Origin of the sequence: Candidatus Phyllobacterium onerii, from assembly GCF_028331445.1 — a bacterium.
GTDB lineage: Bacteria > Pseudomonadota > Alphaproteobacteria > Rhizobiales > Rhizobiaceae > Phyllobacterium > Phyllobacterium onerii.
The window spans coordinates 83,748-106,778 of sequence record NZ_JAQMHX010000009.1; the positions used below are offsets into that span (position 1 = coordinate 83,748).

23 protein-coding genes are annotated in these 23,031 nt (G+C 58.9%); 8 read left to right on the plus strand and 15 right to left on the minus strand.

All coding sequences use genetic code 11. The annotated features are described in order from the left end of the window. The first annotated feature begins 34 nt into the window (after positions 1-34). The 3 genes from PHA01_RS20145 to PHA01_RS20155 are packed head-to-tail and all read left to right on the plus strand — an operon-like array spanning position 35 to position 3,782. Positions 35-511, plus strand: coding sequence for a (2Fe-2S)-binding protein (locus tag PHA01_RS20145; RefSeq protein ID WP_271898142.1), 477 nt, complete (start codon positions 35-37; stop codon positions 509-511). After that, entirely contained in the window at positions 508-1,491 is a 984-nt protein-coding gene (locus PHA01_RS20150) for an FAD binding domain-containing protein (protein WP_271898143.1), read from the plus strand. Before PHA01_RS20145 ends, PHA01_RS20150 begins: the two co-directional genes overlap by 4 nt. Next, entirely contained in the window at positions 1,488-3,782 is a 2,295-nt protein-coding gene (locus PHA01_RS20155; RefSeq protein ID WP_271898144.1) for a xanthine dehydrogenase family protein molybdopterin-binding subunit, read from the plus strand. The genes PHA01_RS20150 and PHA01_RS20155 overlap by 4 nt, the downstream gene beginning before the upstream one ends. 229 nt (positions 3,783-4,011) lie before the next feature. On the opposite strand, the gene PHA01_RS20160 is transcribed toward PHA01_RS20155, so the two are convergent. The 5 genes from PHA01_RS20160 to PHA01_RS20180 form a co-directional block, all read right to left on the minus strand. Continuing rightward, complete coding sequence (locus tag PHA01_RS20160) at positions 4,012-5,055, minus strand: Tim44 domain-containing protein (protein ID WP_271898145.1); 1,044 nt, start codon at positions 5,053-5,055, stop codon at positions 4,012-4,014. A gap of 262 nt (positions 5,056-5,317) precedes the next feature. Beyond that, positions 5,318-6,091: a molybdopterin-binding protein gene (locus PHA01_RS20165; protein ID WP_271898146.1), complete on the minus strand. Its 774-nt coding sequence runs from the start codon at positions 6,089-6,091 to the stop codon at positions 5,318-5,320. Continuing rightward, a complete protein-coding gene (locus tag PHA01_RS20170) occupies positions 6,088-6,960 on the minus strand; it encodes a cytochrome b/b6 domain-containing protein (RefSeq protein ID WP_271898147.1) in 873 nt (290 codons plus the stop codon). Before PHA01_RS20170 ends, PHA01_RS20165 begins: the two co-directional genes overlap by 4 nt. Positions 6,961-7,058: 98 nt before the next feature. Beyond that, on the minus strand, positions 7,059-7,349 hold the full coding sequence (locus tag PHA01_RS20175; protein WP_271898148.1) for a pentapeptide MXKDX repeat protein: 291 nt from the start codon (positions 7,347-7,349) through the stop codon (positions 7,059-7,061). 104 nt (positions 7,350-7,453) lie between these two features. Continuing rightward, positions 7,454-8,170 (minus strand): DUF1223 domain-containing protein, encoded by a 717-nt coding sequence (locus tag PHA01_RS20180; protein WP_271898149.1) that lies wholly within the window; start codon positions 8,168-8,170, stop codon positions 7,454-7,456. 200 nt (positions 8,171-8,370) lie between these two features. On the opposite strand from PHA01_RS20180, the gene PHA01_RS20185 reads away from it, so the two are divergent. Together PHA01_RS20185 and PHA01_RS20190 are read left to right on the plus strand one after the other, a co-directional pair. Further along, positions 8,371-8,925 (plus strand): sigma-70 family RNA polymerase sigma factor, encoded by a 555-nt coding sequence (locus PHA01_RS20185; protein ID WP_114430304.1) that lies wholly within the window; start codon positions 8,371-8,373, stop codon positions 8,923-8,925. Beyond that, positions 8,912-9,553, plus strand: coding sequence for a DUF1109 domain-containing protein (locus tag PHA01_RS20190; protein ID WP_271898150.1), 642 nt, complete (start codon positions 8,912-8,914; stop codon positions 9,551-9,553). The genes PHA01_RS20185 and PHA01_RS20190 overlap by 14 nt, the downstream gene beginning before the upstream one ends. A 170-nt stretch (positions 9,554-9,723) precedes the next feature. On the opposite strand, the gene iolB is transcribed toward PHA01_RS20190, so the two are convergent. From iolB to PHA01_RS20215, 5 genes are all read right to left on the minus strand, one after another. Continuing rightward, entirely contained in the window at positions 9,724-10,518 is a 795-nt protein-coding gene (iolB, locus tag PHA01_RS20195) for a 5-deoxy-glucuronate isomerase (RefSeq protein WP_271898151.1), read from the minus strand. Between the two features lie 3 nt (positions 10,519-10,521). Beyond that, entirely contained in the window at positions 10,522-10,761 is a 240-nt protein-coding gene (locus PHA01_RS20200; protein WP_271898152.1) for a DUF3329 domain-containing protein, read from the minus strand. A 14-nt stretch (positions 10,762-10,775) separates the two neighbouring features. Then, positions 10,776-11,693, minus strand: coding sequence for a myo-inosose-2 dehydratase (iolE, locus tag PHA01_RS20205; RefSeq protein ID WP_271898153.1), 918 nt, complete (start codon positions 11,691-11,693; stop codon positions 10,776-10,778). 116 nt (positions 11,694-11,809) lie between these two features. Continuing rightward, positions 11,810-13,660 carry a 3D-(3,5/4)-trihydroxycyclohexane-1,2-dione acylhydrolase (decyclizing) gene (gene iolD / locus PHA01_RS20210; RefSeq protein ID WP_271898154.1) on the minus strand — a complete coding sequence of 617 codons (1,851 nt, stop codon included), beginning with the start codon at positions 13,658-13,660 and terminating at the stop codon, positions 11,810-11,812. A 24-nt stretch (positions 13,661-13,684) separates the two neighbouring features. Beyond that, entirely contained in the window at positions 13,685-15,613 is a 1,929-nt protein-coding gene (locus tag PHA01_RS20215) for a bifunctional 5-dehydro-2-deoxygluconokinase/5-dehydro-2-deoxyphosphogluconate aldolase (protein WP_271898155.1), read from the minus strand. 186 nt (positions 15,614-15,799) lie between these two features. Between PHA01_RS20215 and PHA01_RS20220 the strand changes: the two genes are divergently transcribed. Both PHA01_RS20220 and PHA01_RS20225 read left to right on the plus strand, forming a co-directional pair. Next, the gene (locus PHA01_RS20220; RefSeq protein WP_271898156.1) at positions 15,800-16,102 is read left to right on the plus strand and encodes a hypothetical protein; all 303 of its coding nucleotides are present in this window, start codon (positions 15,800-15,802) and stop codon (positions 16,100-16,102) included. Further along, a complete protein-coding gene (locus tag PHA01_RS20225; protein ID WP_271898157.1) occupies positions 16,099-16,431 on the plus strand; it encodes a type II toxin-antitoxin system PemK/MazF family toxin in 333 nt (110 codons plus the stop codon). Before PHA01_RS20220 ends, PHA01_RS20225 begins: the two co-directional genes overlap by 4 nt. Here the strand turns inward: PHA01_RS20225 and PHA01_RS20230 are convergent. Continuing rightward, on the minus strand, positions 16,428-17,261 hold the full coding sequence (locus PHA01_RS20230) for a MurR/RpiR family transcriptional regulator (RefSeq protein WP_114430296.1): 834 nt from the start codon (positions 17,259-17,261) through the stop codon (positions 16,428-16,430). The genes PHA01_RS20225 and PHA01_RS20230 overlap by 4 nt on opposite strands. A gap of 154 nt (positions 17,262-17,415) precedes the next feature. On the opposite strand from PHA01_RS20230, the gene PHA01_RS20235 reads away from it, so the two are divergent. Beyond that, positions 17,416-18,525, plus strand: coding sequence for a Gfo/Idh/MocA family protein (locus PHA01_RS20235; protein WP_271898158.1), 1,110 nt, complete (start codon positions 17,416-17,418; stop codon positions 18,523-18,525). A gap of 68 nt (positions 18,526-18,593) precedes the next feature. Here the strand turns inward: PHA01_RS20235 and PHA01_RS20240 are convergent, their stop codons facing one another. The 4 genes from PHA01_RS20240 to PHA01_RS20255 all read right to left on the minus strand — a co-directional run bounded on the left by PHA01_RS20240 (position 18,594) and on the right by PHA01_RS20255 (position 22,887). Beyond that, positions 18,594-18,809 carry a DUF4287 domain-containing protein gene (locus PHA01_RS20240; RefSeq protein ID WP_271898159.1) on the minus strand — a complete coding sequence of 72 codons (216 nt, stop codon included), beginning with the start codon at positions 18,807-18,809 and terminating at the stop codon, positions 18,594-18,596. Between the two features lie 84 nt (positions 18,810-18,893). Beyond that, positions 18,894-19,883, minus strand: a complete 990-nt coding sequence (gene iolG, locus PHA01_RS20245; protein WP_271898160.1) for an inositol 2-dehydrogenase — start codon at positions 19,881-19,883, stop codon at positions 18,894-18,896. Between the two features lie 257 nt (positions 19,884-20,140). Then, the gene (locus tag PHA01_RS20250; RefSeq protein ID WP_271898161.1) at positions 20,141-21,169 is read right to left on the minus strand and encodes an ABC transporter permease; all 1,029 of its coding nucleotides are present in this window, start codon (positions 21,167-21,169) and stop codon (positions 20,141-20,143) included. A gap of 176 nt (positions 21,170-21,345) precedes the next feature. Further along, entirely contained in the window at positions 21,346-22,887 is a 1,542-nt protein-coding gene (locus tag PHA01_RS20255; RefSeq protein ID WP_271898162.1) for a sugar ABC transporter ATP-binding protein, read from the minus strand. Positions 22,888-23,031 lie beyond the last annotated feature (144 nt).

Genomic DNA, 23,031 nt, shown 5'->3' on the forward strand with positions numbered 1-23,031 from the left:
GGACTCTTCCCAAGCATACTGGAGCAGGACTCCCATGACCAATCAAACCACCATCAATCTCGAAATCAATGGCCAGGCACATACCCTCGTCGTTGAACCGCGCGTGACCCTTCTGGATGCACTGCGTGATCACCTGGAACTGACCGGCACCAAGAAAGGCTGCGACCAGGGCCAATGCGGTGCCTGCACTGTTCATGTCGACGGTGAGCGCGTGCTTTCCTGCCTGACGCTGGCAGTTCAGGTCGAAGGCCGCGCGGTCACCACCATCGAAGGCCTCTCCGATCCCGGAGCCGAACTCCATCCCGTCCAGTCGGCCTTCCTCGAACACGATGCCTTCCAGTGCGGTTACTGCACGCCGGGTCAGATCATGTCCGCCGTTTCCTGCATCCGCGAAGGCCATGCAGGCTCCGATGATGAAATCCGCGAATATATGTCGGGCAATCTCTGCCGTTGCGGTGCCTATCCGCACATCGTCGAGGCCGTCCGCGAAGCTGCTAAGGTGATGTCATGAGAGATTTCTCCTATCTGCGCGCCAGCTCGGTCGACGAAGCGCTCAGCGCTGCGTCCATGCCCGCAACCATGCTGCTCGCCGGCGGCACCACTTTGCTCGATCTGGCCAAATGCGGTGTCAACGCACCTGAACGGGTTGTCGATATCACCCACCTCAAGGGTCTCGATGCAATCCGTGTCGATGCCAAGGGTGCTTTCATCGGCGCGCTCGCAAAAATGAGCCGCGTCGCTGCCGATCCGGCGATCCTTGCCGAATTTCCCGCGGTGTCGGAAGCGCTTTGGCAGGCGGCTTCGGCGCAGATCCGCAACATGGCAACGATTGGCGGCAATCTTCTGCAGCGCACGCGCTGCGCCTATTTCCGTGACCCGGCAAGCTTTCCCGCCTGCAACAAACGCGTTCCGGGTAGCGGCTGCTCCGCTATGGAAGGCGTCAATCGCGGCCATGCGGTTCTCGGCACCAGCGACGCCTGCATCGCAACCTATCCGGGTGATCTCGCCGCTGCCCTCGTCGCCTTCGATGCTGTCGTGCATCTGGGCGAACGCAAGGTTCCCATCGACGATTTCTTCCTCTTGCCTGGCACCACACCGCACAAGGAACACGCGATGCACCCGGGCGAGATGATCACTGCGATCACCATCCCCGCCTCTGCTGCCGCGCGGCATTCTACCTATCTGAAGGTGCGCGACCGCCAGTCCTATGAGTTCGCCGCCGCCAGTGCTGCTGTCGGCATCGAGTTCGAGGCGGATCACGAGACCATCCGCGATATCCGCATCGGTCTCGGCGGTGTTGCGACGAAACCCTGGCGCGCCCGCACCGTCGAAGATGCTCTTCGCGGCAAGGTCCTGGAGCCGGACACCATCAAGAGCGCCAGCCGTCTCGCCGTCGAGGGCGCCATCGCCCATGGCGGCAATCACTACAAGATCGAGCTCGCCCCCCGCGTCGTTGAACGCGCCATCCTGAAATCGGGAGCTTTGGCATGACCATTGTCGACACCAAAATAAAACATGGCGACGCCTCCGACGGCTTGCTCGGCGGGCGTCTTGCCCGCATCGACGGCCCGGCGAAGATCACCGGCGCCGCTGATTATGCTATGGAACACTCTCCGGAAGGCATGGTCTACGCTGTCATCATCGACAGCACGATCGCTTCCGGCCGCGTGGTCGCTATCGATACGAGCGCTGCCGAGGCCTATCCCGGCGTTCTGCTCGTCCTGACACCGGACAACGCCTTGCCGATCAAGACCGCGACCGACTGGACTGGCGCACCGCCGCCAGAGGTTCCCTACGAGCCGCTGGCACGCGAGATCACTTTCGCCGGCCAGCACATCGCTGCTGTCATCGCCGAGACCTTCGAGCAGGCGACCGCTGCCGCAGCGCTCGTCAAGGTTACCTACGAAGAGAGCGCGCCGATTTCGAGTTTCGATGATCCGCGCTCCGGCGAGGCCTTCCCGATCGACATGATGACCAAGGAATGGGGCGATGCTGATGCTGCGCTCGCTATTGCTCCAGTCCGCATCGAGCAGGAGTACAAGACACCGCGCGAATACAACGTGCCCATCGAGCCGCACGGCCTGATTGCTCATTGGGAAGGCGATATGCTCACCCTGTGGGAGCCGAGCCAATGGATCGACGGCATGTCCCGCACCTATGCGGAATGGTTCAGCATTCCGTTCGAGAACGTGCGCATGCTGTCGCCCTATATCGGCGGCGGCTTCGGTTCCAAGGCGTTGCCAACGCGCTACGGCGCGGTTGCGGCCATTGCTGCAAAAATGCTCGACCGGCCCGTCAAGCTTGCCATCACCCGGCCGCAGACCTTCACCGCTTTCGGCGGCCGTCCTGCGACACGACAGACCATCGCACTCGGTGCTACCCGCGAAGGCAAACTGCTGTCGATCGTGCATCGCAGTGCCAATGAGACGTCGATGGACGACGTCGCGATCGAACCCTTGGGCTCGGTCACCTCGATCATGTATGCGGTTCCGAATTTTTCGTCGCGCCAGAACATCGTGCCGGTGAACACGGTCAAGCCGGGCGCCCTGCGCGCTCCCGGTGAAAACCCCAGCGCCTTCGGCATCGAATGCGCCATTGACGAACTGGCCTACGAGGTCGGTATCGATCCGCTCGATATCCGCCTGCTCAATTATGCCGAAGAAGACCCGCACGCCAAAAAGCCGTGGTCGACGCGCCGCTTGCGCGAAGCCTATGCTGCGGGCGCTGAAGCTTTCGGCTGGGCGAAGCGCAGCCCAAGCGTCCGCTCCATGCGCGAAGGCAAGCAGCTGATCGGCTACGGCGTTGCCGCGGGCACATATCCGGTTCGCCGCACCCCGGGTGAAGCAATGGTCCGGATCTTGAGCAATGGCACCATCGAGGTCGCCAGCAGCGGCATCGATATGGGCCAGGGCACCTATACGATCCTCGCGCAAACGGCGGCTGAGGCGATCGGCGTGCCGGTCGAGACAGTCGTGGTCAAGCTCGGCGACTCTTCACTGCCGCGCGCCCCGGTTGCCGGTGGTTCGCAGCTTGCCAATCTGATGACCGGCGCCGTGCACGTAGCAGCTCTCGCCGCCCGCGACGAACTTATCGGTCTTGCCATCAACGATCAGAATTCGCCGTTCCGCGACCTGCAGGCCAATACGCTGACCATCGAGGGCGGGCAGATGTCATCGCCACGCGATGCGGGTTCAAGCGTTGCCATCGCCGAGGTGATGCGACGCACAGGGCGAGATCGTATCGAGGCGCTGCGCAACACGCTGCCGGAAAACCTGCGCAACAAGGATGACCATTTCCGCAACTTCACGACGATCTCGACCATGCTTTCACCGACCGAGGGCGACTACTCGATGCACAGCTGGTGCGTACATTTCGTCGAGGTGCGGGTCGATGTCGATTTCGGCACGGTCCGCGTTTCGCGCATGGTGTCGGCTCTGGATTCGGGCCGGCTCTACAATCCCAAGTTGGCCGAAAGTCAGTGGAAGGGCGGGATCATCATGGGCATCGGCCAGGCCCTCCTCGAGGAAGGCCTTGTCGATCAGCGCAACGGCCACGTGATGAACAATAACCTCGGCGACTACCTTGTCCCGACCAATGCGGACATCCCTGATTTGAAGGTGATTTCAGTCGGCATTCCCGATACGAATGCTTCGATCCTCGGCGGCAAGGCCGTGGGCGAACTCGCCATCGTCGGTGTCGCGCCAGCCATCGCCAACGCGGTCTACCATGCCACCGGCATTCGTGTCCGCGACCTACCGATCACGCTCGAAAAGCTGATCTAGATAAAGGTGCAACGCTTATCTCCCCCCTTGTGGGGGAGAAAGTGATTTCAGCATCTTAGCTCTTGCTAAGTGCTAGAAATCACAAGGGAGGGGATCGTTTGCCGTGTATTCCAAATCCCCTCTCTGGGATTTTCTAAGGGGTTTAGCGAAGGGGCTAAACCCAAGAAAATCCTTTCTCTCCCACAAGGGGAGAGATAATCGGCATCGGCTGCCGGGCGGAGACAAAGATTTATGCCGCGTCCTGAATGGCAGCCAGCTTCCAGTCCGAATCGGGCTTGCGCACGAACGTCCAGACTTCGGTCGTCTGCGAGGGCTGCTCTTCGTCGCCCTTGACGACGCGTCCGGTCTGCCTGTCCACCATGGAATCGACGCTCTCATACCGCATGGCCGTAGTCGCGTATTGCGCGTCGCCTTCGGCCCAGGCTTCGGCGATATCGGCCTGCAGGAGCTTCACATCGGAGACGCTGTTGCGCAACCCGTCCGTCGCATTCTGGCCGAGCTCCTCCGCGAGGTAGGACATGGCTTCCGGCGTGGTAAGATTGCGCAGCGTCGCGTAATCTTCCTTGCCATAGGCCGTCTGCACCTCGGTCAGAAGCTTCTCGAACGTTTCGAGATCATCCTGCTTGAGGCCGATTTCATCCGACGCCCCAGCAAGGCCGGCCGTCGCGTAACCCTTGTTGTTGTTACCCGCAGGAGCCTGACCGGCCGTATTCTGGTTCGAGGCAGAGCCGATCGTCGGCACGCGCATCGGCGAGACGTTCGATGGTTCTTCATCATAGGCGTTACGTCCAAAGCCCTGCGCCGTACCGGCAGCTGCCGGCGAAGACTGGCGCGAACGGAAGAAGCGCATGGCCAGCATGACTGCTCCGATCACCAATGCGATCTGCAACAGCATGCCGAGCATGCCTGCAGCGCCACCGAAACCGTATCCAAGGAACGCGCCGAGCAGGCCGCCGAGAAGCAGGCCACCCAGCAGCGAACGGCCCATGCCGCCGAACAGTCCCGGACGTTGCTGCGCCGCCGTCGGCGCCGTGGCACCCGGCTGATTTTGCGGCCTCGGCGTCATCGAACGCTCGATTGGCGCAGCAGGTGCTGGCGCCGTACGCGTCGGCGCAGGCGCCTGGAAGGTACGCGAGCCGCGGCTGCCGAAACCACCACCACCAAAACCGCCGGCACGCCGGGCATCGGCCTCATAAACAGCGCTGAACGATACCGCCAATCCTATGACGAGTATCGCGGCTATCCTGCCAAGGCGAGAAAGGTAAAGCGGCATGCAGATGATCTCCTCTATGCGTGTCCTGTGACACTTCGTCCACGCATATGGTGAGGGCTTCAGCGGATTTGAAGGATTGACGCTAAAATATCGAAAGAACGAGAATGACCGGGTGCGGCGCGAGACCGTTCGAGAATTCGGCCTGATGAGTCAGCTGGTGTGGTTGTCGAGAACCGAAGCGCAGCGGACTTATTGGTCCGTGAGCATCGGAAGCGCAGAAAACCGCATCAGATGGCCATCGGGATGAATAAATCGAACGGTCTCAGATTCCGGCGTACCACTCGTAACCCCGATCCTCCCAGAACCCGCCCTTGCCTCCTGCGAGGTTCTTGAAACTGTCCACGAGCTCAATACCCATGACGTATTTGGCGTGCTTGTAGCCGAGCTGACGTTCAACGCGCAGCCGTAGTGGCGCGCCGTGGGCGACTTCAAGGTCCTTGCCATTCATGCTGTAGGCAAGGATCGTTTGCGGATGCCAGGCATCGACGAGATCAATGCTTTCATAGTACCGGCCGCTGCCGTCGAGTGATGGTTCGAGGTCATCGGCGCAATGGAACACCGCATAGCGGGCGCCCGGTGCAAGGCCGGCCTTTTCCAGCACGAGGCCGAGCGGCACGCCGGTCCACTTGCCAATGGCGCTCCAGCCTTCGACGCAGTCGTGCCGGGTGATCTGAGTGCGCGACGGCATCGCCTTGAGGTCGGCCAGCGACAGGTTCAGCGGCGTCTTTACCATGCCGTTCACGACGAGTTTCCAGTCGGCGAAATTGTTTTCCGTCATGCGCGCGTAATCTTCGCTGTCCGGCTGCGAGGTGCCATTGGCCTTGAAGACCGGGGACAGGTCAGCCTCGGAAAATTCGCGTGCCAGCGTCTGCTGTGACATCAGCAACCGTTGTGCGCCCATCGACAGGGACTCGGCTTTTTGCAGGATGTCGTTGACGGTCGTGCTCTGCACCATTGCATCACAGCCTGTGAGCAGTCCTGTCGCCGCGACACTCGAGCCGATCAGGAAACGGCGGCGGGTAAGATCGAAGCTCATTTCGACACCTCGTTCTTTGGTTCGAATTTCAGCGCGTAGTAGCCGGTGATCATCGATCGCAGATTGTTCCAGACGCCGGAAACCAGCACCATGACGATGTGGACAATAACGAAGATGACGATCAGCGACGCGGTGATGAAATGAATGGTACGTGCCGACTGCCGGCCGCCGAAGACATCGAGCAGCCAGGGGAAGATCGCATTGAAGCCCGGCGACATGGTTAGCCCGGTCAGCACCATCAACGGCAGGATGATGAAGATAACGGCCATATAGGTCAGCTTCTGTAGAGAATTGTAATGACGCGCTTTCTCGCCCTTGGGAAACTTGAGCCGCGCATGATCCGCAATCTCCTGCGCCAGATGGCCCGGCGTCAATTGATCCTTGGTTGGTACGATATCGCGGCGGAAGTGCCGGCCGATCAGGCCATAGAGCAGATAGACCAGACCATTGATGACGAAGAACCAGGCGAAGAAGAAGTGCCAGCGACGGCCCGTCGCAAGATCCTGATAGCTCGGGATGGTGATCCAGGCAGGGAAAGCACGCGGGCTGAGCTCGCCGTCCTCGGTCGAGGCGCCGAGCACACCGGTCGTATTCACCGAAAGCGAACCGATGCGTGTCACGCCCTTGATCGTATTGCCATCCTCGACAGCACCGATGGAAATGAACGAAGGGTCGGGAAGCGCATCGGCGCCGTATTGGCCCCAGTAAAGATTTGGATGGGCGTTGAAGATTTGCAGGCCGCTCATCAGAAGGAAGCTCAGGCACAAGACGTTCAGCCAGTGGGTGATGCGCACCGCCACGGAATGACGGTAGAACAAAACCTTCTTCGGCTTGGCGGTGTCTGTGACACCTGATGTGACGCTTGCCATTCGAGCCTCCATGGTACTGGAAATTGGTTGTACGTGGTTTACCCTTTGACGAGCTTGCCGCTTGTAAAACGGCGAACCACGCACAACCCAATCAAATATTAGTTTGTCGTCTTCTTCTTCGGAGCCATCGTGCCCATGGCATCAGGCTTCATCGCATCCTTTTTCGTCATGGTGCTTTTCTTCATTGTATCCTTTTTCATCGCCATTGTGTCGCATTCCTTCATCATGGAATCCTTCTTCATGGCGTCTTTTTCCATGCCGGCATGTTTCATACAGTCAGCCTTGTTCATGGGCTTCATGGCGTCTTCGGCCTGGGCAATGCTGGCTCCAGCAAATGCTGTTGTCAAAGCGAAAGCCGAAAGCGCGAGGCTGCGTGTGAGAATGTTCATGGATGTTCTCCCTTGGTTTGAATGAGACACGAATGCAAGTGTCTTCGAGTTTCAGATGCCCTTTGACATCCGCGTGATCCTGGGAACACCAGGAATTCTTTGAATTATTCGGTGGCGGCGGCGAGTATCGGTCCGCCATTCGGTGTCTGTACGAGAACGGCTGTCCGCAGCCCCGGCTTGGTAGCGGGGAAAGTCACCGTCTGCGGCTTGCCGCTCCAGCTTCCAACCTTGGTCAAGCTGTGAACGACGTTTTTATGGGGGAGCGTGTGGCCGCTATTCTCGCCGCTTCTGACCGGCACGTTTACGGTGTGGTCATTGTAGGTGACGAGCCAGATGTCGGCATTGCCGCCGGGTGCTTTGCCCTCGCCGATCGTCAGGGAACGGTCTTTCAAATCCAGCCGCGGCGCACTGAGTGTTCCTTGCGCCTTGATAAGCTGGTCCACTTCGGAAATCCTGTTGCCGACAACATCGGCGCGCCCGTTAACCACCATTTGCGGCGTGAAAGGTCCATCGCGGCCAAGCGGCGTCTCATAGACCTCCTGGCGGTCCGTATATTCTGGCTTGGCAAAAATATCCTTCCACCCGAGTCGGTCCCAATAGGTCACGCCAAAACTCAGGGCAAGGATGCCCGGGCGCTTGCTGAGCTCGATCAGATTGGCGTTTGCCGGCGGGCAGGAAGAACAGCCTTGGCTGGTGAAGAGTTCAACCACGGTGAGCGGCCGCGAGGTGTCGGCATAGGCTCCACCGCCCGCGCCAAGCATGACAGTTGCGGCGGTCAATGCGATGGACACCATGTGAGAGCGCTTTGGCTGAATTCCCATCTTCAACTCCTGAAAACTGCAAATGAGCGGTCATGTGCCGGTCACATCAGGGAATACGAAGGGAACCAGAAATAGGTTACAGCGATCACGGTTTGGTGATCAATCTTTGGTGGAATCCAGTTTCAAGCATTGACGTGCCGCCATGTTCCATCTCATCTGTAACCTTTATCCCGCATCGCGCGAATAAGGATTGAAACGGAGTGAATCCGGTCGAAACGCGGTTGAAAGAACTGATGCTCGCGAGCCTCGATGGCGATGCGCGGAGCTATGGCATTCTCCTGAATGACCTTGCCAGGCATCTGCGCTTTTATTTCCTGCGCCGGTTGTCGGATGCGCACAAAGGCGATGCCGACGACCTGGTGCAGGAAACCCTGATGTCGCTGCATACACGGCGCGCGACATACGAGACCGACCGGCCTTTTACAGCGTGGCTGCATGCGATCGCACGCTACAAGCTGATCGATCATTTCAGGCGAAACCGTATTCGCGTAACGGTTCCGCTCGACGATGCGGAGGATCTGTTCGCTGTTGACCAGTCCGACGCAGCGGCGGATCGCATGGATGTGGAGCGGCTGTTGCAATCGGTACCTGAGAAATCGCGGGACCTGATCTACAGGACGAAGATCGAAGGCCAGTCTATCGCCGAAGTGGCGCAGAGCACAGGCTTGTCGGAGGCTTCGGTCAAGGTAGGGATACACAGAGGAATCAAGGCGATTGCCGCGAAGTTGAAAGGACGGGCAGATGACGACCGATGACCTGATCGCCCGCCTGACCGGCGAGTTGAAACCGGTATCGCGCCTGGCCGTTTTTTGGCGGGTCGTGATCGGCCTCGGCATCAGCCTCGTTGTCTCGTCCGCCATGATGTACTTCTGGCTCGGCATGCGGCCCGACATGATGACGGCCACGGGAACGATGATGTTCTGGACCAAGTTCGCCTATACGCTGATCCTCGCTGTCGCTGGTACATGGGCGGTCAAGCGCATCGCTTATCCGCTCGGTAGCATCCGGGTGAGTCTCGCCGTGATGGCCGCAACGATTGTGGTGATGATCGTTCTTGCCATGGCGAAACTGGCGATGACACCGCCCGATCAACATATGGCGATGATGACGGGGCATACGATTGCCGTTTGTACCCGCAACATCGTCCTTCTGTCGCTGCCCTTGCTGGTCGGTGCGTTCTGGGTGCTGCGCGGTCTGGCGCCGACGCGTCTGACGGTGGCGGGTGCTGCGGCAGGTCTTGCCGCCGGCGCCATTGCTTCGCTGGTTTATTCGTTCCACTGCGATGAAAGCGCCATGCCGTTTATTGCGGTCTGGTACACGCTCGGCATTCTGATCCCCGGCCTGATCGGCGCCATTGCCGGGCGTTTCGTACTGCGGTGGTAGCTCTTTGCCCTCCCCTTGCGGGAGGGGGATTGAGACCTTTTGAGAATTCAGCCTGATGAGTCAGCTGGAGTGATTTTCGAGAACCGAAGCGCAGTGGACATTTGGGTCCATGAGCACCGGAAGCGGAGAAAATCGCATCAGATGGCCATCAGGGTGGATTGGCAAAGGTCTCATTTCATGAGCCATTCGTGCTCCACAGCATTGTGGAATTTCCACGTGCGCTTTGGCCCGGCCATGACGTTGAGATAGTAGAGATCGTAGCCGTGGCAGGCGGCGCAGGGGTGATAACCCTTGGGCACCATCACCACGTCGCCGTCCTCGATTGCCATGGCCTCGTCCAGCGAGCGGTCATCCGTATAGACCCGCTGAAAGCCAAAGCCCTGGCGGGGGTTGAAGCGATGATAGTAGGTCTCTTCCAGGTAGGACTCTGCGGGAAGGTTGTCCTGGTCGTGCTTGTGCGGCGGGTAGCTCGACGTATGTCCCCCCGGCGTGATCACCTCGACGACCAAGAGCGAATCCGCCGGCTCGTTCTCCGGCAGAATATTGGTGACGTAGCGGGTATTGGTCCCCTTGCCGCGCGTTTCCTGGGAAAGACCCTCCGGCGAAATTATCCGCACCGGCAAGCCGCCGCCAAGACCCGGCGCCGAACAAACGGCGAGCTCGACGTCGGTCTCCGCAGATACCCACCAATCGGACCCTTGCGGCAGATACACCGACGAGGGCTTGCCTTCGAAGGGCGACATGCGGGTCCCGAGCAGCCCGAGGTCCTCGCCATTGGCTGTGACTTTGCCTTTGCCCGTCACGAAGACCAGGCAGACTTCCTTGTCTTCCGTTTTTCCGCAAACCGACTGGCCGGCATCCAGCTTGTGCAAATCGAAACCGACATAGCTCCAGCCCGCTGTTTCAGGCGTCACATGAGCCACATGGCCCGGGCCTTGCATGGCCTTCAAAAGCAGTTTCGACATGGTTTACTCCTTATCGGTGCCAGCGTCTTCCGACTTGACAGTTTCCGCCGGCTGAACGGGTTCGGATGCATCGAAGATGATGAAGAATTGCCAGATCCCGTAGGCGGCGAAAGCCAAAACGATGATGCCCCAGAATGGTGTCCCGGTTGCGAACTCGAAGATCGACCACGCAATACAGAACGCTACAACGGCGACGCGCCGCCACAGCGGGCGAAACCAGGGGTGATTACTGTCTTTGTTCATGTTGAACCCACTTTTCAACCCTTGGGGAAACCCTGAGTCTCGACCGTATAACCGGCGGCAGTCATGACCCGCATCAGCTCCTTATACCCGACTTGCGCCATCTTGAGCGGTGGATTTTTCTTCGGATCCTGTTCGGCCTCGACCACGAACCAGCCTTCATAGCCGTAATCGGCAAACTTTTGGACGATTGCACCGAAATCCAGCGAGCCGTCACCCGGTACGGTGAAGGCGCCGAGGGCAACCGCGTCGAGGAAGGACTGCCTCGAGCGGTCCAGACCGTCGATCACCGTCATGCGAACATCCTTGACATGCACGTGGTTGATCCGCCGGTGATGATTGTCGATTGCGCGCAGTACGTCGCCGCCGGCGAAGGCCAGATGGCCGGCATCCAGCAGGAGCGGAATACCCTCGCCGGAATGTTTCATGAAGGCGTCGAGCTCCGGTTCGGTTTCGACGACTGCCGCCATGTGGTGATGGTAGGAGAGCGGCATGCCCTGCTGTGCGCACCATTCACCGAACTCGGTGACCTTGCGAGCATAGGCCTTCATCTCCTCGTCGCCGAGTTTCGGTTTGGTAGCCAGGGGCTTGGACCGATCGCCCTGGATCGAGCGGCCGACCTCGCCATAGACGATGCAGGGCGCATTCACGGCCTTGAAAAGGTCGATCATCGGCTGGATGCGTTCCTTGTTCTTCGCCAGATCCTCGTCAACCAGCGTGCCTGAGAACCAGCCGCCGCACAGCGTAACATCCGCCTCCCGCAGGATCGGCAGCATCACATCCGGATCGTTGGGAAATCGGCGACCCATTTCCATGCCGGTAAAGCCCGCAAAACGCGATTGGCGAAGGCACTCCTCCAGCGAGACGTCGTCACTGAGCTCCGCGAGATCATCGTTCCACCATGCGATCGGGGACATGCCCAGTTTTGCCTTCACGTCATTCTCCATTCCGAATTGAGGTTTTGTTTTTGCCAGTCGAGAACCAGGCAGTCATCACTCGGCTCTATAACCTGTCACCCCCTCTGGCCAGAGGGATCAATTTGTCACGACATTCAGTTCCCGGCCGACCTCAGCTTGATCGCTTCCTCATAGGCCTTGCGCTTGGTATTGACCTCGCTGCGCTGGCTGACCTCAGGCACAGCGACATCCCACCAGAATCCACCCTCCTCGGTGGATATCAGGGGGTCGGTATCGATGACGATGACCGTCGTTCGGTCATTCCGTTTGGCTCGCTCCAAAGCGCTCTCCATGTCGGCAATGGAGCTGACCTTCTCGGATATTGCACCGAGACTACGAGCGTGTGCAGCGAAGTCTATCTCCAGCAAGACCTCGTGCCTGGCGTCCTTCAGGAGATTGTTGAAGTTCGCCCCGCCTGTGCCCATCTGCAGCCGGTTGATGCAGCCATAGCCGCGATTGTCGAGCAGTACGATATTGATCTTCTGGCCGAGCATCACCGATGTGGCGATCTCCGAATTCAGCATCAGGTAAGAGCCGTCTCCAATCATGACCACGACCTCATCGTTAGGCTTGGCCATCTTGGCACCGAGCCCTCCGGCGATCTCATAACCCATGCAGGAGAAACCATATTCGGCATGATACGATCCCGGCGCGCCCGCCTGCCAGAGCTTGTGCATCTCGCCCGGCAAGCCTCCAGCCGCGTGCAACACCGTTGCTTCGCTGCCCATGGTTCGTTGAACGGCACCGATGACCTGCGCGTCAGAAGGCAGCGCTGCATTTGTCGGGCCTGTGACCTTTGCCGCAGCTCTCTGCCATTCCGCCTTGCCATTTTCGGCTTTCTCGGTCCAGCCTTTCGGAGCGCGATAGTTCTTGAGCCCGGCGGTAAGTTCGATCAGGCCCTCTCGTGCGTCACCCACCAGCGGCAACGCCCGGTGCTTGGCCGCATCGAACGGCTGGATGTTGAGCCCGATAAAGGTCTTCTCGGTATTCTGGAACAATGCCCAGGAGCCGGTGGTGAAGTCCTGGAGCCGCGTTCCGACCGCGAGGATGACATCGGCCTCCTGCGCCAGCCGGTTGGCAGCGGACGTACCGGTAACGCCGATCGCCGCCATGTTGAGCGGGTGCCTGTCGGGCAGCGAAGATTTGCCGCCCTGGGTCTCGCAGACCGGAATGCCGGCCGCCTCGACGAAATCGGCGAGTTCGCGGGAGGCTTCGGAATAGATGACACCGCCGCCGGCGATCACCAGCGGCTTTTTGGCCGAACGCAGCGCGCCGATTGCGGCGGCAAGCTCGCCGACATCGGGCCGCGGACGTCTCGGTGCCCAAAGCCGCTCCTCGAAGAAGCTTTCCGGATAGTCATAGGCTTCGGCCTGCACATCCTGGCACAGGGCGAGCGTGACCGGCCCGCATTCGGCAGGGTCGGTGAGCACGGTCATCGTTCGTTGCAGCGCAGGAATGATCTGTTCGGGCCGCGTGATCCGGTCGAAATAGCGCGAAACCGGGCGGAAGCAGTCGTTGGCCGAGACGGTACCGTCGCCAAAGGATTCCACCTGCTGCAGCACAGGATCCGGAACACGGTTGGCGAAGACATCGCCGGGCAGGAGCAGCAGAGGCAGCCGGTTGACATGTGCCAGCGCCGCAGCCGTCACCATGTTCGTTGCGCCGGGCCCGACGGAACTCGTCACCGCCATCATGCGGCGGCGGAAAGTCGCCTTGGCAAACGCGATGGCGGCATGGGCCATCGCCTGTTCGTTGTGGGCGCGATAGGTCGGCAGTTCTTCGCGGACCTGATAAAGCGCCTCGCCGAGACCAGCGACATTGCCATGACCGAAGATGGCCCAGACGCCTGCGAAGACCGGAACTTTCTTCCCGTCGATCACTGTCATCTGCTGGCTCAGAAACCGCGTCAGGGCCTGTGCCATGGTCAGGCGTATTGTCTTCGTCATGTCAGTCTCCTCCCGGGCTATATGCTATGCCGCTTGTTTGTTGCGGCTGGCAAGCCAGGCCTTGGTCAATTTTTCGAAACGATCGGCCATGTCATCGATCGCGGCGTCATCGGAAAGTTTGCCCGAAAGCCAGCCTTCCGCCGCACCCATGAACAATGTCCGGCCGACGGCAAAGCCCTTGACAATGGGAGTCCCTGCGGTTGCGACAAAGGATGCCTCCAGCTCGTCATGCGGCGCCTCCAGCCCGAGCAGCACGACGCCGCGGCACCAGGGATCGTGCTTTTCGATCACTGCCTCGATGTTCTTCCAGGCCGTCGCCGAGGCTTGCGGCTCGAGCTTCCACCAGTCCGGTTTGATACCCAGCGTATAAAGTTCTTCCAGCGCTCGCGGAATGGTGTTGTCGTCGAGTTTGCCGTGTTTGCCGGCGATGATTTCGATCAGCAGTTCGCGTCCGACCTTGCGCGCGGCTTCGAACAGCGTGCGTAACTTCTGCTGCTGTTCCAGCTTCAAATCGGCCGGATCATCCGGGTGGTAGAAGCACAGGCACTTTATGCAATGGTCCACCGGCCATTCCACCAGTTGCGAGCCGATATCCTGCGAAAACTCGAAGCGCAGCGGACGCGACCCGGGCAGTTCCACCGGCCGTCCAAGCCAATTGAAATTGTGGCGAGCGAACTCAAACATGGCTTCACGCCCAAACTTCTCGTCAAGCAGCATGCCGTAACCACCACGACCATCCGCAACCTTTGCCGCTGCCTTCACCGCCAGCTCCTTGAATGCACGGATTTTGGCGGCGTCGGCACCGACCTTCTGCGCAAGGTCCTCCAGCTGCACACGATGATCGATGGCGAACGTCATCATCGAGGGTATCTCGCGCCTCCGCGTCGTTGCCCAATGCACATGGTTGATTGCCTCGTCCTTGCGCAGGGCGTGAAATTTGCTGCCATGCTTGAGGAAATATTGCAGTTCCTCGAAGGTCGGAATCTCGGGTGCGCACAGCAGGCGCGACACCGCAAAGGCACCGCACGCATTGGCCCATGTCGCGGCGGTCGCCAGCGATTCGCCGCCGAGCCAACCGCGTAGGAAGCCCGACATGAAGGCATCTCCCGCGCCGAGGACGTTGAACACCTCGATTGGAAAGCCCTTGCCGACAATGCCATCCTCGAGATCGTCGGAAATCGCGCCTTCGTAGACGATGCAGCCCATCGGCCCGCGCTTCAATACGATTGTCCCACTCGATAGGGCCCGAATGGTTTTCAATGCGCTGAGAAGATCCTCTTCACCCGACGCAATCAGTACTTCCTCTTCGGTGCCCACGATCAGGTCGCAATCGGCAAGGACGGTCTTCAGATGGCTCGACACCGCATCGGAGGCGATGTAGCGGCTATCTCCCTCGCCGTGCCCTGCGAGACCCCACAAATTGGGGCGATAGTCGATATCGAACACGACCTTCCCGCCCGCTTCTTTCATCAGACGAATGGCCTTGCGTTGCGCCGCGTCGGGCTTTGGCTTGGAAAAATGCGTGCCGGTGACTACGACGGCGCGGGCCGAACGGATGAATTCAGGATCGACATCTCCCTCGTCAAGCGCCATATCGGCGCAGTTCTCACGGTAGAATATCAGCGGAAAACTCTTGTCGTTCTCGACCGAGAGGATAACAAGGGCCGACAGCCGCTCCGCATCTGTGATGATTCCGTCCGTCGCGACGCCTTCGCGTACCATCTGCTCGCGTATATACCGGCCGATCTGCTCGTCGCCCACGCGGGACAACAGCGCTGAGCGCAGACCGAGGCGCGCCGTACCGATCGCTATATTGGCAGGGCATCCGCCGACCGACTTGGCGAAGGACGTAATATCCTCGAGCCGGGAGCCGATTTGCTGGCCGTAGAGATCGACGGACGAGCGGCCGATGGTAATGACATCGAGCGCGTGGCCCGTATCAGCTCTGTCCATGATATCCTCCCGATAGACTGATAAACTCCGGCACACAAAGGCCAGGAATTTTCCTATATGAAATAATAATTCTATCGAATCGTCAATATGGAATGTCTGTTCTTTTTATCTTTTGGAGCACGCTTTCACATTGAATGTTAAACGTACGTGCATTATAATTACATAAAGTATATACAGGAGTATTCCATGCCACGCACCACTCAGCATCCCAAGGCAGATACATTCAACTTCCGGATAGACCCTGACCTGAAGGCGGCTTTTACCCATGCAACCGAGGCTGAGGACAAGCCTGCCGCTCAAGTTCTGCGGGACTTCATGCGCAGCTATGTGGACCGCCAACAGCGCAAGGCATTTGAACTTGAAGCGCGGCGGCAATCTCTTGCAATTGCAAGAAGATCTCGCAATCCAGCGACGGATGAGTACGCGTCACTGCAGGAACTGGAAGCTCTGTTTGACGAGACCGCTATCGATGATGATAGCGCCAAATGAAGCGAGGCGATTTGGTAACGATCGTTGTCAATGGTGATTATGGCAAACCTCGTCCGGCACTCATTGTGCAGTCGGATGCATTTGACCTGCTTCCGTCAGTAACGGTGCTCCAGTTGACGAGCGACGTCCACGATGAACACCTGGCACGCATCACAGTTAGCCCCACGATTGAAAATGGTCTACGTGAGCGTTCACAGGTAATGATCGATCGCGGCATGACAGTGCCGCGAACAAAGGTTGGACGGGTGTTCGGACATTTGGACAGCGAGACGATAGCCAATATCAACAAGGCGATGACGCGCTTTCTGGGATTGGATGAAAGCGCCTAGAAACTCCGCCGCTTCTCCGCCACGCTGACCGTCAGCGCCATGGCGAGCGCCATTGTTCCCGATAGCGACCGGAACCCGGAGAAATCCCCTTCCGCCGCTTCAAACCACACCTTGGCAGACTGGGCGAGCGGCGAAAACGCACTGTCCGTGATGGCGACGACGGGCACATTACGTGCGGCCAGTGCAGCCGCATGCTCGATTGTCGCCGAGGCATAGGGCGAAAAGCTGATGGCGATGGCGGCGTCGGTCGGCTTGGCAAAGGAGAGGATTTCCGGATCGATACCAGCTGTCGATTCGATCAACTGGTTGCGGATTTTCAGCTTGCCGAAGGCGTAGGCCATATAGGCGGTGATCGGATAGGAACGGCGCCGCGCCAGCAGATAGATCGTCTCGGCTCCCGCCAGGATATCTACCGCGCTAGCCAACACGTCCTCTTCGACATTATGCGAAATCGTCTCGATTGAATGGCTGGCCGCAGTCAAAAATCCGTTGAGAATGACGCGATTTTTGGAAAGGCCGTGCGTATCGCCGCGCAGCGCTGACAGCCGCTCCTCATAGGAAACCTGCCGCTCGCGCAGCCGTTCCCGGAATACCGATTGCAGGCTGGTGAAACCGTCGAAACCGAGATGCTGGGCAAAGCGGATCAACGTCGAAGGTTGAACGCCTGCTGTCTGGGCAATGCTTGCCGCCGTGCCGAAGGCGATCTCGTCGGGATTGCTTAACGCATAGGCCGCGATCTGCGCCAGACGCTTCGGCAGCATCTCGCGACGATCGAGGATCATCGTGCGCAGCGCATCGAAATCCCGTGGCAACGACACTTCATTGTCCATGCTTTCCACCCGCAGAGTTCCCTCGTTGCTGCTCCTGGTCCGAGCAAAATATTTATATCAAGACGGATCAGTTATTCCATTTTCTCTTGTTATAGATTATTTCAATCGAGAACTGCAAGCGATGGCCCAAGCTGAATCGTCAGGAGAGAGAGCAATGTTAGGTGTAGGACTGATCGGAACGGGCTTCATGGGAAAATGCCATGCATTGGCGTGGAATTCGGTTCGCGCCGTCTTCGGTGATGTGCCGGCAGTGCAGCTCGTGCATCTCGGCGAAACCAACACGGAGTTGGCCGTGCGCCGCGCCAACGAGTTCGGTTTCCAGAAAGCCTCGGGCGATTGGCGTGCCGTCATCGACGATCCGCAAGTCGATGTGGTCTCCATCACCACCCCCAACCAGTTTCACCCGGAAATGGCGATTGCGGCGCTGAAAGCCGGCAAGCATGTCTGGTGCGAGAAGCCCATGGCGCCAACATTCAGCGACGCGGAAGCCATGCTCGCCGCGGCGAAACAGTCGGGCAAGGTTGCAGCCCTCGGCTACAACTATATCCAGGGGCCTGCCATTCGCCACATTCGCAAGCTGCTAGCCGAAAAGATTATCGGCGACGTCAACCATCTGCGTATCGAGATGGATGAGGACTTCATGGCCGATCCCGATGCCCTCTTCAACTGGAAGCACGAGGCCACGTCCGGCTATGGTGCGCTGGACGATTTTGCTGTCCATCCCCTGTCGCTGCTGTTCACATTGTTTGGCCGGGTTTCCCGCGTCATCTGCGATATGTCGAAGCCCTACGCCACCCGCAAGACGGCCAATGGCACGGACCGCGCGGTCGAAACGTACGATAGCGCCAGCGTCCTCATGCACATGGAGAACGGCGTTGCCGGCACCTTGCAGGCCAATCGCTCCGCCTGGGGCCGCAAGGGCCGCATCGCTCTGCAGATTTTCGGCTCCAAGGGTTCGATCCTGTTCGATCAGGAACGCGCCAACGAGTTCCAGCTCTACGTCACCGCAGATCGGCCCACCGAGCAGGGCTACCGCACCATTCTTACGGCGCCGCACCATGAGCCCTACGGCCAGTTTATCCCGGCCCCGGGCCATGGCCTCGGCTTCAACGACCTCAAGATCATCGAGTGCCGCGAGTTGATCAAGCGCATCAACGGCCAGCCCGCCCACCTTATCGAATTCGCCAACGGGCTCGAAATAGAACGCACCGTGCATGCGATGGCGCGTTCCTATCAGGAGCAGCGCTGGGTGGATGCCAGGTAGCACCGGCATATGATGCCGATGATCTCTCCCTTGTGGCGGATATGACGCGGAAGTGGCTCATAGATAGTTTAGGTTGCATTCAGGGCCCGATGATGCGCAACGAGGGCATTGGCGTGACCATGACCCATCTTGTGCTCTGATTTCAGCGTGGCCACCATCTCCATGTGCTTCTTTTCCTTCATTTCATCCAACATCGTTAGCCAGTGACTTATTGGCTTGCCATATGTCTTCTCAATGGAAGGAAAGTACGAAGCAGGGCCCTTCAGCTTGTTCTCTGCCGACATTTTAAACCAACTCCTATCTTTTATAGTCACGCTTCTGGGTTCGCGGCCAAACACAACTCCGCCAGCGAAGAGATATCGGAGGCTTCAAACCTTGATCGTCCTGCCTTCCTTCACCGACCTCACGGCTGCGTCGGCGAGCGCCAGTGCAATCAGCCCATCCTCGCCGCTCGGCGCCGCCTTCGTGCCCTTCGCAATCGCGCTGATAAATGCGGCGATCTCGTTGGCATAAGCCTCCGTATAGCGCGTCATGAAGAAATCGTGCAGCGGCGGGCGCGTATAGCCACTGCCGTTGGCGATCTCGATCGACACCGGCCGCTGGTTTTCCGCCGCGACCATGCCCTTTGATCCATGCACTTCGATGCGCTGGTCATAGCCATAGGTCGCGCGACGCGAATTGGAGATCACGCACTGTTTGCCGGACGCCGTCGACAGGATCACGCTGACGCTGTCGTAATCGCCAAGCTCGCCGATCTTCTTGTCCACCAGCACCGAGGCATGCGCGGTGACGGCAACCGGATCTTCGCCGAGAAGAAACCGCGCCATGTCGAAATCATGGATGGTCATGTCGCGGAAAATGCCGCCGGAGCGGCTGATATATTCGGCCGGCGGTGCACCCGGATCGCGCGACGTGATCGTCACCATTTCGACATCACCGATCTGTCCATCGTCGATCGCCTTGCGTACCGCAGCGAAATGCGGATCGAAACGGCGGTTGAACCCGACCATCAGCGTAGCGCCTGTTTCGCGCACCACCGCAAGGCATTCTTCAACCCGCTTCACGTTAAGATCGATCGGCTTTTCACAGAAGATCGCCTTACCGGCGCGGGCAAAGCGTTCGATCAGGTCCGCATGCGTATCGGTCGGCGTACAGATGATAACCGCATCGATATCGGATGCCTTCTCGATCTCGTCGATGGTGCGAATCTCACAGCCATGCGCAGCGGAAAGATCCTTGGCCGCCTGTTCAAAGGCATCGGCGACGGCGACGAGCTTCGCCTCTGGGTTCGACGTCACCGCTTTCGCGTGAACCTTGCCGATACGGCCTGCACCGAGCAGGCCAAAACGTACAGTCATTTCTTACCTCATTAAAGAAGCCCGGTGGGAGTCCCAGGCGTTATTGATTGATTTGGGCAGCAGATCCATTGTGCGTGGTTCGACGGGGCTCACCATGAGGGAGGTGAGTTGATTGCAGGGAGTCAAGACTTTGATGTTGGCCATTACGGCCGCAACCGTTCCTGCCTTGGCCCCCTGCAAAACTCAAGTCCCCTCATGGTGAGCCCCGTCGAACCACGCACATGGTCATGCACGCCTGGCTAGTCTCGAGAGCACTGTCAGACTTTTCTCTTCTTCTGGCGATACACATCCACGATAACCGCGGCAACGATGATCACGCCCTTGATGATTTCCTGGTAGTAGGCATCGACCCGGAGGAACGTAAAGCCGGAGATCATGATGCCAAGGATGATCGCGCCGATCACCGTGCCGGTAATACGCCCGACGCCGCCGGCAAGCGAGGTGCCGCCGATGACGGCCGCCGCGATTGCGTCGAGTTCATAATTGACGCCCATGCCGGCCTGCGCAGTCTGTGCCCGGGCAGCGGTAACGATGCCTGCAAGTCCAGCCAGCAATCCGGCAATGGCGTACACCTTGATGAGATGTTTCTCGACATTGATGCCGGAAACCCGCGCCGCCTGCACATTTGCGCCGATGGCGTAGGTGAACTTGCCATAGCGCGTGTAGCGCAAGGCGATGTGGAAAACGAGCGCCACGACGAGAAACACAACCACTGGCCAGATGCTCGTGCCGATGAAGTTGAACTGGTCAGTCAGGCCCGAAACCGGCGAGCCCTTGGTGTACCATTTTGCTATGCCGCGGGCCGACACCATCATGCCGAGCGTGGCGATGAATGGCGGTATCTTTGTATAGGCGATCAGCCAGCCATTGATGATGCCGGCGAAAAGGCCGATGCCAAGGCCGATACCGATCGGGATGAAAAACGGCAGGTCCGTCAAGGCGGGATAGACCGGCCGCGCCCAGGTGGAGGCCTGCGCGAAACTGGCCGCAATCATTGCCGTCATGCCCACTACGGAGCCAGAGGAAAGGTCGATACCGCCGGTGATGATCACCTGCGTGACGCCCACCGCAATGATGCCGATGACGGAGACCTGCAGGATGATGATCCGCAGGCGCTGTACGTTCATCAGGAAGCTCTGTCCGGCAAAAATCCAGCCGAGTATTTCGAAAACCAGCGCAATACCGATCAGCACCAAAAGAATGTTGACCTCGGGCGGCATACGCCGGCGGTGCTTGCGCCCGAGTGCGGGTGTTGTTGCCTTGGCCGTCACCTGCTCGCTTGTCATTGTAAATTCCTCCCAATATTTCAGGCAGCGCCAAACAACCGTTTAAGAATTCAGCCTGACGAGTTGGCTGGTGCGATTTTTGAGGACCGGAGCGCAGCGGACGTTAAAGTCCGTGAGCACCGGAAGCGCAAAAAATCGCATCAGAGAACCGTCAGGGTGAATTATCAAATGGTTGTTCATTTCGATGCCAGCTCCATCACTTTCACCTGCGTGGCTTCGGCGCGATCGAGGAAACCGGTAACCCGGCCCTCATGCATCACCATGACCCGATCGCTCATGCCGAGCACTTCCGGCATTTCCGACGAGATCATGATCACCGCGACGCCCTGTTTGGCGAGCTGCGATACGAGGCGGTGAATCTCCGCCTTGGCGCCAACATCGATGCCGCGTGTCGGTTCGTCGAGAATGAGTATCTTGGGATTGGTCAAAAGCCACCGGCCGATCAATACTTTCTGCTGATTACCGCCGGAAAGGTTCTCGACCCTTTCCTCCATGTTCGGAGTCTTGACCCGCAACGTATCGCTCATCTTGGTGCATGCCGCGGTAATGCCCTTCTCCTGGACAAACCCATACTTGACGAAACGGTCCTGCAGCACGGCGATCTGCATGTTTTCGAGAACGTCGAGGATAAGCAGGCAGCCCGTTTCCTTGCGGTCCTCGGTGATAAAAGCCATGCCGTGGCTGATGGCCTGCGTCGGCGAAGTCATCTTGACCACCTCGCCTTTGATCTCGATGGTTCCGCTCGTCGCGGGTGTCACGCCGAAAATCGTCTCGGCAACGTTCGAGCGCCCGGAACCGACCAGTCCGGCAACGCCGAGGATCTCGCCCGCACGCACGTCGAATGACACATTGTGGAAAACGTTTTTCAGCGAGAGGTCTTTTACCGAAAGCACCACATCGCCGATTGGCACCTCCTCTTTCGGAAACATCTGCGTGATCTCGCGCCCGACCATCATCTTGATGATATCGTCGCGCGTCACATCGGTGGAAAGATGCGTGCCGATATAACGGCCGTCGCGGAACACCGAGAACTCGTCCGCGATCTCGAAGAGCTCGTTCATCTTGTGGGTGATATAGACGATGCCGATGCCCTGTTCCCGCAGACTACGGATAATCTCGAACAGATGTGCCACCTCGCGCTCGGTCAGCGCCGACGTCGGCTCATCCATGATCAGGACATCGGATTCGTATGAAACCGCCTTGGCGATTTCAACCATCTGCCGGTTGGCGACACTCAAATCCCGAACCTGGCTTTCCGGATCGAGTTTGATGTTCAGCCGCTCGAACAGGTCTGCGGTCATGTCGTACATCTTGCCGTGATCGACGAAGCCGAAGCCGTTCTTCGGTTCGCGCCGGATCCAGATATTCTCTGCCACCGTCATGAATGGCATCAGATTGAGCTCCTGATGGATCATGGCGATACCATTTTCCAGCGCGTCGAGCGGCGATTTCAGGCGAATCGGCAGGCCTTTCAGATGAACCTCGCCCTCATCTGGAATATATATTCCAGCAAGGATCTTCATCAACGTGGATTTACCGGCGCCGTTCTCGCCCATCAGCGCGTGAACCGTGCCGCGCTTCAACCGGAACTGCACATTGTCCAGTGCCAGAACGCCGGGAAATTCCTTGCGGATGTTTTCGACGTTCAAGAGATATTCCGATTGCGGTACAGCGCCACTGGCGCGCACCGCCGCCATGGTCGAGGGACTGACTGCCATGATCATCTCCTCCCAGAGGGGCTCTCGTTTCAATCATACGCCAAACGTTGACGCATTCCCTCCCCCTTGTGGGGAGGGTCGGACCGCAGGTCCGGGGCGGGGTCTTTCTTGCAACGAGTAAGGCGTAGTGCGCCATCGCAAGAA